Consider the following 14,086-nt stretch of genomic DNA (forward strand, 5'->3'; position numbering starts at 1 on the left):
GCGGCTCCGAAGCGGTACGTAACGATCACCCCACCGGCGTGAACCGCACCGGGAGCGCGTCCGGGCCGCGCGTGAACACGCCGCGTTCCACCGGGACATGGCCCGCCACGAGCGCCATGTCGGGCATTGCGTCCAGCAGTTGGCCGACAGCCACCTCCACCTCGGTCTTCGCCAGCAGCGCGCCGACGCAGAAGTGGCGGCCCAGCGCGAAGGCCAGATGGTTGGCGGCGGCCGAGAAGGCGGAGGTGGAGTCGAGGTCGTCGCGGAAGATGTCGAAGGTGTCGGGGGAGGCGAAGCGGGCCTCGTCGCGGTTGGCGGCGGCGATCAGGCAGTGGACGGTCGCTCCGGCCGGTACGACCCCGCCCGAGAGCTTCACGTCCTCGGCGGGCTCACGGTTGATCATGTGCACGGGAGGCGTGTAGCGCAGCGTCTCGGCCAGCGCCCTGCCGATCAGGCCGCGGTCCTCGCGCACGGCGGCGAGCTGCGCCGGATGCTCCAGCAGGTTTCTGAACACGCTGCCGAGCGCCTTGTCCGTGGTCTCGCCGCCCGCGGCGAAGAGCAGGCTGATGAAGGCCTTGACCTCCTCGTCGCTCATCCTCGTCCCGTCGATCTGCGCCTCGCACAGGGAGGAGAGCAGATCGTCGCCGGGGTGCGCGCGCCGCTCCCTGATGACCGGGAGCATGTAGGCGGCCAGCTCGTCGCGCGTACGCAGGCCGGCCGCCGCGACCTCCGGGTCCTCGGAGAGGTTGCCGAAGAACGCGACGATGGCCGTGTACCAGTCGTGGAAGAGCGGGTGGTCGGTCTTGTCCAGGCCGAGCATGTCCACGATGACGTTGATGGGGAAGCGGGTCGCGAAGTCGTCGACGAGATCGGCCGTACCGGCGCCGCGCACCTTGTCGATCAGCTCGCGCGCGTTGCGCTCGATAACGGGCAGGAACCGCTCCTCCAGCATCCGCCCCCGGAACGCCGGTGCCACCAGGGCCCGGCGCACGGCGTGCTCCCGGCCGCTCATCTGGATCATGGTGCGGCCGTGTACGGGTTCGAGCTGCCAGTCGTAGTTGCGGGTGGTGAACACCGGGTCGCGGAAGGCGCGCTGGACGTCCTCGTGCCGCGAAATGACGTAACTGCCGGTGCTCGGGTGCCAGTACAGCGGGAACTCCTCCCGCATGACGCGGTAGGCGGCATACGGGTCCCGGGTGAATTCCGGCGACAGGATGTCGGGCGCTTCTCGGGTGGGTGCCATGGCGACGCTCCCTCGGCTCCGGACGGCTCCGGAGGGGGTTCCGGACCGGATGGGTTCGGGTCACGCTAGAGAGCGCCGTGGCGACGGTCCAGGGCGCGCACAGGGGAGCGTCGGGCGCCCCCCGGGGCGCGAACGGCTGCGCCCGGGAGCGCGCGGAGAGGCTGCGCGCGGCTCGGGCCGCGGACGCTGCGGGCGCGGTGGTCCGGGTCCCGTCGACGGGCGCTGAGCTGCGAGAACGCCCGGCCCTGGGGCGGTTGTCAGTGCGGGGGTCCATCCTGGGCACATGTACGAGGAACGGCCTTCACTGCTGCGTGGCGCCGTCGTCTGGACGCGGGAGGACACCTCCCGCGGGTCGGGGCGTGTGCTGCCCGACGGGTGCATGGATCTGCTGCTGTGGGGCGAGGAACTGGTCGTCGCGGGTCCCGACACCCGTGCCCACCTCGTGTCGGGCGAGGCGGGGTCCCGCGCGTGCGGGCTGCGGTTCGCGCCCGGCACGGCGCCGCTGGTCCTCGGCGTGCGGGCGTGGGAGCTGTGCGATCAGCGGGTGCCGCTCGCCGCGCTGTGGCCGGAGCGCGAGGTCCGGGAGCTGACGGAGCGGGCCGCAGGCGCCCCGGACCCCGGCGCGGTGCTGGAGGCGCTGGCGCAGGAGCGGCTGCGGCGCCGCGAGGAGGTCCGTGAGGCGGGCAGGGCGGGCGGGGCCGGCGGTGCGGCCCTGTCCGGGGGCGCCGATCCCGTGCGGGGCGCGGTGGTGGCGGGGCTGCGGCGCGGGCTCGGCGTCGCGCAGGTCGCCACGTCGGTGGGCCTGAGCGAGAGGCAACTGCACAGGCGGTGCAGGGACGCGTTCGGGTACGGGCCGAAGACCCTGGCCAGGGTGCTGCGCATGCGCGGGGCGCTGCGGCTCGCCCACTCCGGCCGCCCTCCGGCCGAGATCGCCCCGGCCGTGGGGTACGCCGATCAGGCCCACCTCGCGCGGGAGTTCAAGGCGCTGGCCGGTGCGCCGCTGACGGAGCTGATACGGACGCGGGCGGGGGCCGCGTCCTAGCCGGGCGCGCGGACGCGGACGTGGGCCCCGCCCGCTTCAGGACGGCTCAGGACGGGTCGGTGAGGGGCGCGAAGAGGCTGATGCCGTTGCCGTCGGGGTCGTTGACGAGCGCGTAGCGCTGGCCCCACTCGGCGTCCCAGGGCTCCTTGTGCCCCTTGTACCCGTCGCCGGTCAGCTCGGCGTACAGCCGGTCGACGTCGGCGGGCCCGTCGCAGAGGAAGGCCAGTCCGATCCGGCCTTCGGCGCCCTGCGCGGGGGAGTAGGAGGGGTCGAAGGAGCGGATGACGTCGTCGCTGTCCCACGCCATGCGCAGTCCTCCGGGGAGCGTGGCCTCGACGTGCGGGGAGGCGTTGGCGTCGGCCGGGATGTCCAGGCCGAGGCGGCGGTAGAAGGCGAGGGAGGCGGCCATGTCGGAGGTGACGATGCCGATGAGATCGAAACGTGCGGTCATGTCCGTGAGTCTGGCCCGCGAGCGTCCCCCTGTCTTGAACGAATCGGACACCCCGCACCCCGAGGGCGGTGCCGAAGATGGCGATACAGGAACTGCCGCCCGCGCGCCCTCCGTCGGTACGATCCCGCGATGGACGACGAGCACGGGATACACGGAGCGTCCGGGGCCGGGGCCGACGGCGTCGGGGCCGACGGTGCGGGGGAGGGCGCCCGGGAGGCGGCCCCCGTGGCCCGCCCGCTCTTCCTCGGCGACGAGGACGTGCGGGCCCGGCTCGACGCGCCGACGGCCGTCGCCGCCGTACGGCACGCGCTGCTCGCACACCACGCCGGACGGCTGCACGCGCCGCCCCGCCTCCACGCGCCCGTGGGCCCCGTGGGCGCGCCGGGCCCGGGGGAGCTGGTCTTCACGGCGGGCGGGCTGGAGGGCGAGCGGGCGCTGTACGGGTTCCGCGCCTATGCGACGGGGCACGGCGGCGGCCAGCAGATCGTCGCGGTGTGGAGCGCCGAGGAGGGGCTGCTCGGCGTCGTCCACGGCGCCGAACTCGGCCCGCGCCGCACCGGTGCCATCGGCGCGGTCGCCGTCGACGCGCTGGCCAGGCCGGACGCGACGCACCTCGGCCTCATCGGCACGGGCCCGCAGGCATGGGCGCAGATCTGGGCGGTGGCCTCCGTGCGGCGCCTCTCGCGGGTCTCGGTGTACGGGCGCAGAGCCGAGCGGGCGAACCTCTTCGCGTACCGCATACGCCGGGTGCTGGGCGTGGACGCGCACCCCGTGGCCACCCCGGAGGAGGCGGTGCGCGGCCACGGCATCGTGATCACGGCCACCCCGAGCGAGGTCCCCGTGCTGGAGGCCGAGTGGGTCGGGCCCGGTACGCACGTGTCCGCGCTCGGCCCCAAGAGCCGTGCGCGGCACGAGATTCCGCCCGCGCTGGTGGCCCGCGCCGACGCCGTCGTCACGGACTCGCGCGCACAGGCGGCGCGGTACGGGACCCGCGACGGCGGTGGTGGGGAGGGGCCCCGCGACGGGGACGGACCGCTCGTCGATCCGGCCGCCGCGACCGAGCTGGGCGCGGTGCTCGCGGGCGCGGCTCCGGCCCGTACGGGACCCGGACAGGTCACGCTGTTCTGCTCTGTCGGCCTCGCGGGCACGGAGGTCGCGGTGGCGGCGACGCTGATGGGGTGAGCGGCGGGCGGTTAGCGTGGGCGTGCCCGTACCCGTACCCGTACGACGACGTAGTGAGGAGACGCGGCCATGGCCGAGAGCCCGAGCGTGCTGACCGTGCTGACCACCACCGACAGCGAGGAGAAGGCCCGGGCCCTGGCCGCGGGCGCCGTGGAGCAGCGGGTGGCCGCGTGCGCGCAGATCAGCGCCCCTGTGACCTCCGTGTACCGGTGGGAGGGCGAGATCTGCGACGACCCCGAGTGGCAGGTGCTGTTCAAGACGGCCGCGGCCCGCTACGAGGCGCTGGAGGCGTACATCCGGCAGGCGCACGACTACGACGTACCGGAGATCATCGCGACCCCCGTGGTCAGGGGCGGCGCGGACTATCTCGCGTGGGTGGAGGCGGAGACGGCGCCGCCGGGCCCGTGACGGGTCCGGTGCCCGGACCCCGGCTCGGCCTCACGCCTTGAGTGCCCCCTGCGAAATCCGGGCAGAGCGAGAAGGCATACTCCAGGTTCACCACTGCGACGCAAGTGAAGAACGGGGAGTATGCGATGAAGAATTCGGCACGGGGCCTCGCGGGTGTGGCCTGTGTGGGCAGCCTTGTCCTGGTAATGGCAGGTTGCGGGGGTGATTCCGGCGGGGGCTCCGGATCCGGTTCCGGCTCCGGTTCCGCCTCGGACGAGAAGAAGGGTGCGGCCCCCACTGGAGTCGTCACCGAGGCAAAGGCCGCAAAGCTCATCGATCGTTACGAGAAGGTCAACAGCCAGGCAAACGCGAAGTCGGACCCGAAGCTGCTGTCCACCGTCGAGGGCGGCGCGGTCTTCGAGCAGAGCAAGGCCACGTACAAGATGCAGGAGAACTGGTCGAAGAAGGAGATAGCCGAGTACCGGGAGCCCTTCGTCTACGTCGACCGGGAGTACTACATACCCAAGAAGGGCACCGCCGACTGGTTCGCCGTCGTCGCGCACTCCAAGAACCCGGGGAAGAAGAAGGGCAAGTTCCCCGGCATCCTCATCATGGAGAAGCAGTCCGGCGGCGACTGGAAGATGGTCGCGGGCAGCTACAGCGAGACCAAGTGGCTGCCGAAGTTCGCCAAGGACGAGGACGGCTTCGCGGTCCCCGTGTCCGACCCCGCGAAGAAGACCGGACCCATGGCCCCCGAGGACCTGTCCGACGCCCTCGTCAAGCTGTACACGTCACAGGGCTCCACGGCCGCGACGGGCCTCGCCGACTCGGCCACCGTCACATCGGTCCGTGAGATCCCCAAGGAGCAGAACAGGCTGCTCACCCCGCACGGTGAGGCCGAGTTCAGCCGCGGTGAGCCCACCCACGAGGAGGTCCACGCGCTCAAGACGGCGGACGGCGGCTCGCTCTCCGTCTTCAGCACGGCGGTCCGCGAGCACGACCGGGGCACCTCGGCCATCGCCTCGGTCAACCCGTCCGACTCGATGCAGGTCTATCTCGACAGCGCGTCGGCCATGCCGTCGTTCTTCGTGGACTGGCTGCACCAGACCAGCGCGTACATACCGCCCGAGAAGACCGGGAAGGTCCGGCTGCTCGGCACCGAGTACGACATGACCGACGCGAAGCCGGGCGCCGGCATGAACGGCGACATGCCCGGTACCGACACGTAGGCGCACGTGGGTGAGGGGAGGGCGGACGCGGCGGACGCCGATGCCGTGGCTGCCGCCGAGTTCGTCTATTTCGCCGAGGCCGCCGAGGCCGCCGAGGCCAGCGCGCGCTGGACGCCGTGTTCGCGGGGGCCGAGGAAGTGCGGGTCGGGGGTGAACGTCGCGTCGAGCGCCGCCTTGGCCGCGCTCGGCAGCTCGCGGACGCCGCCGAAGAACCAGGTGGCGTCGCGCGGTTCGGGCACGGGGACGCCGTACGCGTCGATCCCGGCGGCCTCGCAGAGCGCGGCGGCGCGCCGGATGTGGAAGTCCTGGCTGACGAGCAGCGCGCGCCGCACCCCGAAGACGCGGGCCGCGCGGGCGCACGAGTCCCAGGTGTCGAAGCCCGCGTAGTCGGCGACGATGCGCTTCTCCGGCACCCCGCGCGCGGTGAGGTAGTCGCGCATGGCGTCGGGCTCGTCGTAGTCGTGACGGCTGTTGTCGCCGGAGACGAGCACCGCGCGCACTCTGCCCCGCTCATACAGGTCGACGGCCGCGTCCAGCCGGTGCGCCAGATACGGGGAGGGCTCGCCGTCCCACAGTCCCGCGCCGAACACGAGCGCCACGGGGGCCGAGGGCACGGACGCCGCGCCCGCGGGGACGAGGCGGTCGGCGGTGGACAGCCGCAGCCAGGTCGCGGGCAGCAGCCCCAGCACGCACAGCAGCACCAGCGTCTGCACGGCGCGCCGTTGCCCCGCCCGTGTCCGTGGGAGCCGGACGCGGCGAAGGAGGGCGAGGGCACGTGGGCGGTTCGGCACAACTGCTGCGACGCGGTACGGGCGCGGCCGGTTGCGGGCCGCGAGGCGGAGGGAGCCGTGCCACGTCCCCCGTCACGTGACGCGCCCCGTCACGCCAGTTCGACGCGTACGGCGCACACCTTGAACTCCGGCATCCGCGACGTGGGGTCCAGCGCGGGGTTCGTGAGCGCGTTGGCGTTGCCCTCGCCCGGCCAGTGGAAGGGCATGAAGACCGTGTCGACGCGGATGCCGGTGGAGAGGCGGGCCGGTGCGACGGCCCTGCCCCGCCGCGAGACCACGGCGAGCCGGTCGCCGTCCGCAGCGCCCAGCCGCTCGGCGAGCCTCGGGTGCAGCTCGACGAACGGCCCCGGCGCCGCCGCGTTCAGCTCCGCCACCCGGCGGGTCTGCGCCCCCGACTGGTACTGGGACAGCACGCGGCCCGTCGTCAGATAGACGGGGTACTCGTCGTCCGGCTCCTCGGCCGCCGGGCGGTGCGTGACGGGCGCGAAGCGCGCGCGGCCGTCGGGCGTCGCGAAGCGGTCGAGGAAGAGCCGAGGGGTGCCCGGGTGCGGGCGCGGGGGCGGGGGCGCGGGTGCGGGCGCGGGCGCGGCGGGGACCGGGTGGGGGGAGGCGCCGTAGTCGTTGGCCGGGTCCTCGTCGGCCGCCCACCCCTCCGGAACCCCGGACTCCTCTGGAACCCCGGACTCCTCTGGAACCCCGGACTCCTCCGGAACCCCGGACTCCCCGGGAGCCCCGCCCGCCTGGTCCCCGTCCAGCTCCGGGCAGGGCCAGAAGACGCCGTCCTCCTCCGCGATGCGGCGGTAGGTGATGCCCGAGTAGTCGGCGACGCCGCCCGCCGACGCGCGGCGCAGCTCGTCGAAGACCTCCTCGGGATCGGCCGGGAACCCCTTCTCCCAGCCCAGCCGCTCCGCGAGCCCGTGCAGTACCGCCAGGTCGCTCCGTACGCCGGGCGGCGGGTCCACCGCCTTGCGCCGCAGCAGCACGCGGCCCTCCAGGTTCGTCGTCGTGCCCGTCTCCTCGGCCCACTGCGTCACGGGGAGGACGACGTCGGCCAGCCGCGCCGTCTCCGAGAGGACGACGTCGCACACGGCCAGGAAGTCCAGCGAGCGCAGCCGCCCCTCGACGTGGGTGGCGCGCGGCGCCGAGACCACCGGGTTGGAGCCCATCAGCAGCAGCGACCTGATGTCGCCGCCGAGCGCGTCCAGCAGCTCGTAGGCGCTGCGCCCCGGCCCTGGCAGCGTGTCCGGGTCCACGCCCCACACGCCCGCGACGTGCGCGCGGGCCGCCGGGTCGTCCAGCTTGCGGTAGCCGGGCAACTGGTCGGCCTTCTGGCCGTGTTCGCGTCCGCCCTGGCCGTTGCCCTGGCCCGTCAGACAGCCGTATCCGGACAGCGCGCGTCCCGCACGCCCCGTCGCCAGGCAGAGGTTGATCCAGGCGCCCACGGTGTCGGTGCCCTTCGACTGCTGCTCGGGGCCGCGCGCCGTCAGCACCATGGAGTGCTCGGCGCCGCAGAAGAGCCGCACCGCCTCGCGCAGCTCGGGCACGGGCACGCCGGTGACCCGCTCCACCAGCTCGGGCCAGTGCGCCATGGCGGCGCTGCGCGCCTCCGCCCAGCCGCTGGTGCGCGCGTCCACGAAGTCCTGGTCCACGTGGCCCTCGGCGACCACCAGGTGCAGCATGCCCAGCGCGAGGGCGAGGTCGGTGCCGGGCCGGGGCGCGAGGTGGAGGTCGGCCTGCTCGGCGGTGCGGGTGCGCCGGGGATCGACGACGATCAGCTTGCCGCCGTTCTCGCGCAGCTCCGTGAAGTAGCGCAGCGCGGGCGGCATGGTCTCGGCCGGGTTCGAGCCGACGAGGACGACGCAGCCCGTGCGCGGAATGTCCTCCAGCGGGAAGGGCAGGCCACGGTCGAGCCCGAACGCCTTGGTACCGGCAGCCGCCGCCGACGACATGCAGAAGCGCCCGTTGTAGTCGATCTGCGAGGTGCCCAGCACGAGGCGGGCGAACTTGCCCAGCGCGTACGCCTTCTCGTTCGTCAGACCGCCGCCCCCGAACACGCCGACCTCGTCGGGCCCGTGCGCGGCGCGTGTACCGGCGAGCCCGGCGGCCACCCGGTCGAGCGCCTCCTCCCAGCCCGCCGGTTCGAGCCGTCCCGTGGCGGGGTCGCGGAGGAGGGGGGTCGTCAGCCGGGCCGACGGGGAGAGCACGTCGGGGGCCGTGCGGCCCTTGCCGCACAGCGCGCCCCGGTTCACGGGGAACGCGGGCCGCTCCACGACCTCTGCGACCGGGATTGGGGTGCCACCACTCCCGGCGTCGGCGGTGGGACGCAGGGCCATGCCGCACTGGAGGGCGCAGTACGGGCAGTGGGTGTCGGTCGTGGTGGCGTTCATACGGGCCAGCGTGCGGCGGACGTGTTACGGGCGGCGCCCGGCCGCGTTACGCGCCCGGCAACCCCCGCTCAGCGCGGCCCCCGGCCGCCGGTGAGCCCCGCCCGTACGGGGTCGGTGCGCGGGGCGGGGCCAGGGCGGCCGGGGTGGCGCACGGTGTGCGGGGGCGGATTGTGAGCCGTACGCAATCAGTCGTCACCGCCGCGCAACGGTCAGGCAACGCCGCTTCGCCACACTCGGTCCATGACGGCGTCGCCTTCTCAGGACCCAGGCACCGGCCCGTTCACCGGCCTCGACAGTACGGCGCAGCTCATGACTCGGTTCACCTCGCAGCTCACCTCCCAGCTCCACGCGATCCGCCCGACGCACCCGACGCACCCCTCGTCCCCTTCGCGTTCCGCCATGTCCGACGCGCCCACGCTGGTCGCGGTGGGCCACGGCTCCCGTGACCCGCGCGCCGAGCGGACCCTGCGCGAGCTGTGCGTACGCGTACGGGCGCTGCGGCCGGGGCTCCGCGTCGAGCTGGCGCACATCGAGCTGAACGCGCCCCTGCTCCCCGACGCGCTCGCCGACCTGCCAGCGCCCGGCGCCGAGACAGGCGGCGAGAGGGGTCCTGGCGCGGGCTGCGGCGCCGTGCTCGTACCGCTCCTGTTCGGGCGCGGCTTCCACGTCAAGCACGACATCCCGCGCGCCCTGGCCGCCGCACCGCACCTGGACGCCAGGTCGGCGGCACCGCTCGGTCCGCACCCACTGCTCGCTGAGGCGCTGTACGAGCGGCTGGCGGAGGCGGGCTGGGGGACGCCGGGGAACCGGCGCGGGACCGGCCCCGGCTCGGGCGCTGTCGTGCTCGCCGCCGCCGGTTCCCGCGACCCGGAGTACGTGGACGGCGTCGAGCGCATGGCGGCCCAGCTCTCCGCGCGCCTCGGCGGGGTGCCCGTGCTGCCCGCCTACGCGTCGGCCGCAGCGCCCACCGTCACCGAGGCCGTACGGGCGCTGCGGGCCCGTGGCCACCGGCGCATCGGCCTGGCCTCCTACTTCACCGCGCCCGGCCGGTTCGCCTCCGAGTGCGCCGCCGCGTGCGTGGCCGCAGCGCCGGACGCCGTCGTCGCGGCACCGGTGGGCGCGCACACCGCGCTGGCGCGGCTCGTACTGCACCGTTACGACGAGTCCCGCACCGCATCCCGCACCGCTTCCCGCGCCGGGGCCGAGGGCTCCGTCGATGGCCCCGTACCGGAAGCCTCGCTGGCGCGGGCGTAGGCCGCTGTCAGCGGGTCCGGTTACGGTCGGCACATGCACGGCACGTACGGCACAGGGCCCGCGGTCGGTTTCCCCGACCCCTTCTACTCCCCCTCCGACACCGAGCGCTGGGCCGAGGAGCACGACAAGCGGCCAGGGCGTACGGCCTTCCAGCGCGACCGCGCCCGGGTGCTGCACTCCGCCGGGCTGCGCCGTCTCGCGGGCAAGACGCAGGTGGTCGCGCCCGGCTCCAGCTATCAGGCGTGGGACGCCACACCGCGCACGCGGCTCACCCACTCGCTGGAGTGCGCCCAGGTCGGGCGCGAACTCGGCGCCGCGCTCGGCTGCGACCCCGATCTCGTCGAGGCCGCCTGCCTCGCGCACGACCTGGGCCACCCGCCCTTCGGGCACAACGGCGAGAGCGCGCTGAGCGAGATCGCCGGACCCTGCGGCGGCTTCGAGGGCAACGCGCAGTCGCTGCGGCTGCTCTCCCGGCTGGAGCCCAAGCGCTTCGTGGACGCGGCACCGGGCGAGCGCGGCCCGTACGGCTCCGGGCCCGGTTCCGGTTCCGGGCCCGGAGCCGGCGCGGAGCACGGCCGGGTCCCCGTCGGCCTCAACCTCACCCGCGCGGCGCTCGACGCCGCCACCAAGTACCCCTGGCCCAGGGGCGGCCACCCCACGGACCCGGCCTCCGCGAAGTTCGGGGTCTACGAGGACGATCTGCCCGTCTTCGAGTGGGTGCGCCGCGACGCGCCCGAGCACCGCACGTGCTTCGAGGCCCAGGTCATGGACTGGTCCGACGACGTCGCGTACTCCGTCCACGATGTCGAGGACGGCCTGCACGCCGGGCACCTCGATCCGAACGTGCTGCTGGCCGAGCCCGAGCGCCAGTACATCTTCGCCGTGGCGGCCCGCCGCTACGCGCCGGGCGCCGAGTCCGGCGAACTGTCCGCCGCGCTCGACCGCCTGCTGGACCAGGAGTGGTGGCCGCACGGCTACGACGGCTCGGCCGTGGCGCAGGCCCGCCTCAAGGACGCCACGAGCCAGCTCATCGGCCGCTTCTGCCTGGCGGCCGAGGGCGCGACGCGCGCCGCGTACGGCTCGGGTCGGCTGACGCGGTACGCCGCCGAGCTGGTCGTGCCGAGGGAGATCCGCCTGGAGTGCGCGGTGCTCAAGGCCGTCGCCGACCGCTATGTGATGCAGCGGCCCGATCTGGAGCGGCTGCGTGCCGAACAGCGCGTCGTGCTCGCCGAACTGGCCGAGGCGCTGCTCCTCCGCGCACCGGAGGGGCTCGATCCGCAGTTCCGCGCGCTGTTCACGGAGGCGTCGGGGGACACGGAGCGGCTGCGCGTCGTCGTGGACCAGATCTCCTCGCTGACCGACGCCTCGGCACGCGGCCTGCACCGTCGCCTCACGGGCAGCCCTGTGGACTGAGGGGGCCGCCGGGCCGGAGAGGGGGCCGGAACGGGCTGTTCCGCCACCCGGCACGGGCGGTTGTGCCGTCGCACAGCGGCCCTGTCCGCGAGCTGGGCCGACGCAGTGCCCGTTGTGCGGTGCATGGACTCCGACGAGGGGTGATGTTCTCCTGACCGCATGCACAGCAAGTACGCGGTGCACCACGAGATCGGCGCGCTGCTCGCCCGTACCCGCGCGGGACACGGCGGCGCGCTCGTCATCCGGGCCACGCCCGCGGCCGACAACACCGTCCTCCTGGACGACGCGGCGGCCTCCTTCGCCGACGCCCCGGGACAGGGCCCGGGACAGGGCCAGGGCCAGGGCGCGGGCACGGTGCTGCGTGCGCGCGGCGTCGCGGCCGAACAGGCGCTCCCTTACGGCGGTCTGCACGCGCTGCTCCAGCCCGTCGCGCACCTGCTCGCTCCCGCGAACGGCGCCACCGCGCCTCCGTACCCGGCCCTGGCACAGGCCCTCCGCCTGGAGGAGCACGGCGGCCCGGAGGAGCACGGCGGTGCCGAGCACGACGGGCACGGCCGCCGCGCCCGCGGCCCCGGCCCCGTCCTCGCGGACTTCCTCGCGCTGCTGCGGGGGCTGGCCGCTGAGCGGCCCGTGCTGTGCTGCGTCGACGACGCGCATCTGCTCGACGCCCCCTCACGCCGCACCCTCGGCTTCGCCGCCCGCCGCCTCGGCCCGCCGCTCCCCGTCACCATGCTGCTCGGCCTCCCCCGCCAGGACGCGCCCCCCGCCCGCCCGGCGGACCCGCACCGGCCGGACCCGGAGGGACTGGACGGGCCGGACGGCGCGTCCTCGCCGTTCGCCGGGCTCCCCGTCCGCACGCCCGTGCGCGGGATCGCCGAACTGGCGCACGGCGTCGCGGAGCTGCGGGACGGCGTGCTCGCCGACGCGCGCGAGGTGCTGTTCGAGGCGGCGCGGCTGCTGGAACCGTACGAGCCCCGCTCGGCCCGCGAGGCGCTGCTGCACGCGGCCGAGGCGTCCTTCGGACTCGGCGACACCGAGGGGTACCTCCTCGCCGCCGACCGCGCCGTGGCCCTCCCCGGCTCCGGAACCGGCGAGGACGACCTGCTCGACGCGTACACCACCGGCATGGCCGCGATGATGCGCCGCCGCTGGGCCGAGGGAGCCGTGGCGCTGCGCCGGGTGCTCGGGCTCACCGAGCGGGAGGAGCGACCCGACCGGCTGCTGCACGCGACCGTCGCGGCCCTCGTCCTCGGCGACGTCGCCGCGTCGCGCCGCATCGGCGTGCGCGCCCTCGCCGCCGCGCGCACGCGCGGACCGGCCGCGCTGGTGCCGCGCGTACTGGAGCGGCTCGCCTACGGCGAACTCCGCGCCGGGCACCACGCCCGTGCCCGCGCGCACGCCCGTACCGGGCTCGCGCTCGCCCTCCGCACCCGGCAGCGCAACTGCGCGGCACACCACCACGCGGTGCTCGCCATGGCCGCGGCCGTCGACGGCGACGACGCGGCCTGCGCGGGCCACGCCCGCGCCGCGGGCCGCGACGCGGGCCCGCACGGGCTCGGCATCGCCGCCACGCTCGCCCAGTGGAGCCTGGCCCGGCGCGACCTCGGCAGAGGGCGGGCGCAGGAGGCGGCGGCCCGCCTGGCGCCGCTGGTACGCGGCGAGCCGGGGCCCGGCGCCCACGAGTCCGAAGGACGCCCGGGGCAGGGGCACTTCACCCAGCGCATGCTGGCCGTGCCCTGCTTCGTCGAGGCCGCGGCCCTCTCCGGCGCGACGGAGGCGGCCCGTTCGGCGCTCGCGGCATTCGTACGGTGGACCGCCGCCACCGCCGACCCCCTCGCCCCCGCACAGCTCGCCCGCTGCCGCGCGCTGCTCGCCGGGCCCGTCGAGTCCGACGCGCTGTTCGCCCGCGCGCTCGCCGAACACGCCCGCTGCGACGGCGAGTACGAGCGGGCCCGCACCCTCCTGCTGTACGGCAAGTCGCTGCGCCGGCAGCGCCGACCGAGCGCGGCGCGTGACGTGCTCCGCGACGCGTTGTTCGCCTTCGAACGCTGTGGGGCCAGGCCCTGGGCCGAGCAGGCGCGGGCCGAACTGCGCGCCACGGGCGGGGGGTCGGGCGCGGGGGAGGGCGACGGTGCGCCCGCCGCGCTCGACGGGCTCACGCCGCAGCAGCTTCGTATCGCGCGGCACGTGGCGGAGGGCGCGACCAACAGGGAGGTCGCCATCCGCCTCTCGGTGAGCCCCCGCACCGTCGACCACCACCTGCGGAACGTCTTCTCCGCGCTGGGCATCCGTTCCCGCGTAGAGCTGACGCGCCTGTTGGCGGGGTCGGACGAGGCGGTTCCCCTTCGCGGCGTGCGGGTTCCCTTCGCGGGTGCGGAAGGAAACGGGGGGTTGGCCCTTCACGGGGGTGTTGCGCGGGACGGTTCGCCGGTGAGGGAGTTGCCGTAGGGTCCCGCGCTGATTTTTGTGCCGCAGCACGGGGCGCGGGGGCGCGGGGCGCTGCGCTGGGCGGTTCGCCGTTTCCGGGTGCGGCTGTGTGGCTTCGGCGCGGCGTGTGGTGCGGTGCTTTGCGGCTGGCGCCGCGTGATTCCGGGTTTCGGCCGTGGCCGTGTGGGGTGTGTGGGTGGGGGGGTGTCCGGTGCCGCGGTGGGGTGTCTCCTCGGCGTGAAGCTTTCGTTTTCGGCTTTCCGCCGGGGGTCGTGTCGAC

At 74.9% G+C, this 14,086-nt stretch carries 11 protein-coding genes; 7 read left to right on the forward strand and 4 right to left on the reverse strand.

The features are described 5' to 3' along the window. Positions 1-25 precede the first annotated feature (25 nt). A complete protein-coding gene (locus tag ACWGJ2_RS25490) occupies positions 26-1,243 on the reverse strand; it encodes a cytochrome P450 (RefSeq protein ID WP_453348542.1) in 1,218 nt (405 codons plus the stop codon). A 283-nt stretch (positions 1,244-1,526) separates the two neighbouring features. Here ACWGJ2_RS25490 and ACWGJ2_RS25495 point away from each other — a divergent pair, with 283 nt between their 5' ends. Then, entirely contained in the window at positions 1,527-2,285 is a 759-nt protein-coding gene (locus ACWGJ2_RS25495; protein WP_453348543.1) for a helix-turn-helix domain-containing protein, read from the forward strand. 46 nt (positions 2,286-2,331) lie between these two features. Here the strand turns inward: ACWGJ2_RS25495 and ACWGJ2_RS25500 are convergent, their stop codons facing one another. Beyond that, on the reverse strand, positions 2,332-2,736 hold the full coding sequence (locus tag ACWGJ2_RS25500; protein ID WP_453348544.1) for a VOC family protein: 405 nt from the start codon (positions 2,734-2,736) through the stop codon (positions 2,332-2,334). A 129-nt stretch (positions 2,737-2,865) separates the two neighbouring features. On the opposite strand from ACWGJ2_RS25500, the gene ACWGJ2_RS25505 reads away from it, so the two are divergent. The 3 genes from ACWGJ2_RS25505 to ACWGJ2_RS25515 all read left to right on the forward strand — a co-directional run bounded on the left by ACWGJ2_RS25505 (position 2,866) and on the right by ACWGJ2_RS25515 (position 5,534). Next, positions 2,866-3,918: an ornithine cyclodeaminase family protein gene (locus ACWGJ2_RS25505; RefSeq protein ID WP_453348545.1), complete on the forward strand. Its 1,053-nt coding sequence runs from the start codon at positions 2,866-2,868 to the stop codon at positions 3,916-3,918. Positions 3,919-3,987: 69 nt separating this feature from the next. Continuing rightward, positions 3,988-4,326, forward strand: coding sequence for a divalent-cation tolerance protein CutA (gene cutA, locus ACWGJ2_RS25510; RefSeq protein ID WP_453348546.1), 339 nt, complete (start codon positions 3,988-3,990; stop codon positions 4,324-4,326). Between the two features lie 125 nt (positions 4,327-4,451). Next, the gene (locus ACWGJ2_RS25515) at positions 4,452-5,534 is read left to right on the forward strand and encodes a hypothetical protein (RefSeq protein WP_453348547.1); all 1,083 of its coding nucleotides are present in this window, start codon (positions 4,452-4,454) and stop codon (positions 5,532-5,534) included. Between the two features lie 65 nt (positions 5,535-5,599). Here the strand turns inward: ACWGJ2_RS25515 and ACWGJ2_RS25520 are convergent, their stop codons facing one another. Both ACWGJ2_RS25520 and ACWGJ2_RS25525 read right to left on the reverse strand, forming a co-directional pair. Next, positions 5,600-6,325, reverse strand: a complete 726-nt coding sequence (locus ACWGJ2_RS25520; protein ID WP_453348548.1) for a SanA/YdcF family protein — start codon at positions 6,323-6,325, stop codon at positions 5,600-5,602. Between the two features lie 89 nt (positions 6,326-6,414). Further along, a complete protein-coding gene (locus ACWGJ2_RS25525; protein WP_453348549.1) occupies positions 6,415-8,712 on the reverse strand; it encodes a molybdopterin oxidoreductase family protein in 2,298 nt (765 codons plus the stop codon). 240 nt (positions 8,713-8,952) lie between these two features. Between ACWGJ2_RS25525 and ACWGJ2_RS25530 the strand changes: the two genes are divergently transcribed. The 3 genes from ACWGJ2_RS25530 to ACWGJ2_RS25540 all read left to right on the forward strand — a co-directional run bounded on the left by ACWGJ2_RS25530 (position 8,953) and on the right by ACWGJ2_RS25540 (position 13,827). Further along, positions 8,953-9,966 (forward strand): sirohydrochlorin chelatase, encoded by a 1,014-nt coding sequence (locus tag ACWGJ2_RS25530; RefSeq protein ID WP_453348550.1) that lies wholly within the window; start codon positions 8,953-8,955, stop codon positions 9,964-9,966. Between the two features lie 33 nt (positions 9,967-9,999). Further along, positions 10,000-11,379, forward strand: coding sequence for a deoxyguanosinetriphosphate triphosphohydrolase (locus ACWGJ2_RS25535; RefSeq protein WP_453348551.1), 1,380 nt, complete (start codon positions 10,000-10,002; stop codon positions 11,377-11,379). Positions 11,380-11,538: 159 nt separating this feature from the next. Next, complete coding sequence (locus ACWGJ2_RS25540; RefSeq protein ID WP_453348552.1) at positions 11,539-13,827, forward strand: LuxR C-terminal-related transcriptional regulator; 2,289 nt, start codon at positions 11,539-11,541, stop codon at positions 13,825-13,827. The last annotated feature ends 259 nt before the right edge of the window (positions 13,828-14,086 follow it).

This window comes from Streptomyces sp. NPDC054796, assembly GCF_053611545.1.

Excerpts from the sequence above, each read along its gene's own strand:
- ACWGJ2_RS25490 (WP_453348542.1), bottom strand. The coding sequence starts at position 1,243 with ATGGCACCCACCCGAGAAGCGCCCGACATCCTGTCGCCGGAATTCACC.
- ACWGJ2_RS25495 (WP_453348543.1), top strand. The coding sequence starts at position 1,527 with ATGTACGAGGAACGGCCTTCACTGCTGCGTGGCGCCGTCGTCTGGACG.
- ACWGJ2_RS25500 (WP_453348544.1), bottom strand. The coding sequence starts at position 2,736 with ATGACCGCACGTTTCGATCTCATCGGCATCGTCACCTCCGACATGGCC.
- ACWGJ2_RS25505 (WP_453348545.1), top strand. The coding sequence starts at position 2,866 with ATGGACGACGAGCACGGGATACACGGAGCGTCCGGGGCCGGGGCCGAC.
- cutA (WP_453348546.1), top strand. The coding sequence starts at position 3,988 with ATGGCCGAGAGCCCGAGCGTGCTGACCGTGCTGACCACCACCGACAGC.
- ACWGJ2_RS25515 (WP_453348547.1), top strand. The coding sequence starts at position 4,452 with ATGAAGAATTCGGCACGGGGCCTCGCGGGTGTGGCCTGTGTGGGCAGC.
- ACWGJ2_RS25525 (WP_453348549.1), bottom strand. The coding sequence starts at position 8,712 with ATGAACGCCACCACGACCGACACCCACTGCCCGTACTGCGCCCTCCAG.
- ACWGJ2_RS25530 (WP_453348550.1), top strand. The coding sequence starts at position 8,953 with ATGACGGCGTCGCCTTCTCAGGACCCAGGCACCGGCCCGTTCACCGGC.
- ACWGJ2_RS25535 (WP_453348551.1), top strand. The coding sequence starts at position 10,000 with ATGCACGGCACGTACGGCACAGGGCCCGCGGTCGGTTTCCCCGACCCC.
- ACWGJ2_RS25540 (WP_453348552.1), top strand. The coding sequence starts at position 11,539 with ATGCACAGCAAGTACGCGGTGCACCACGAGATCGGCGCGCTGCTCGCC.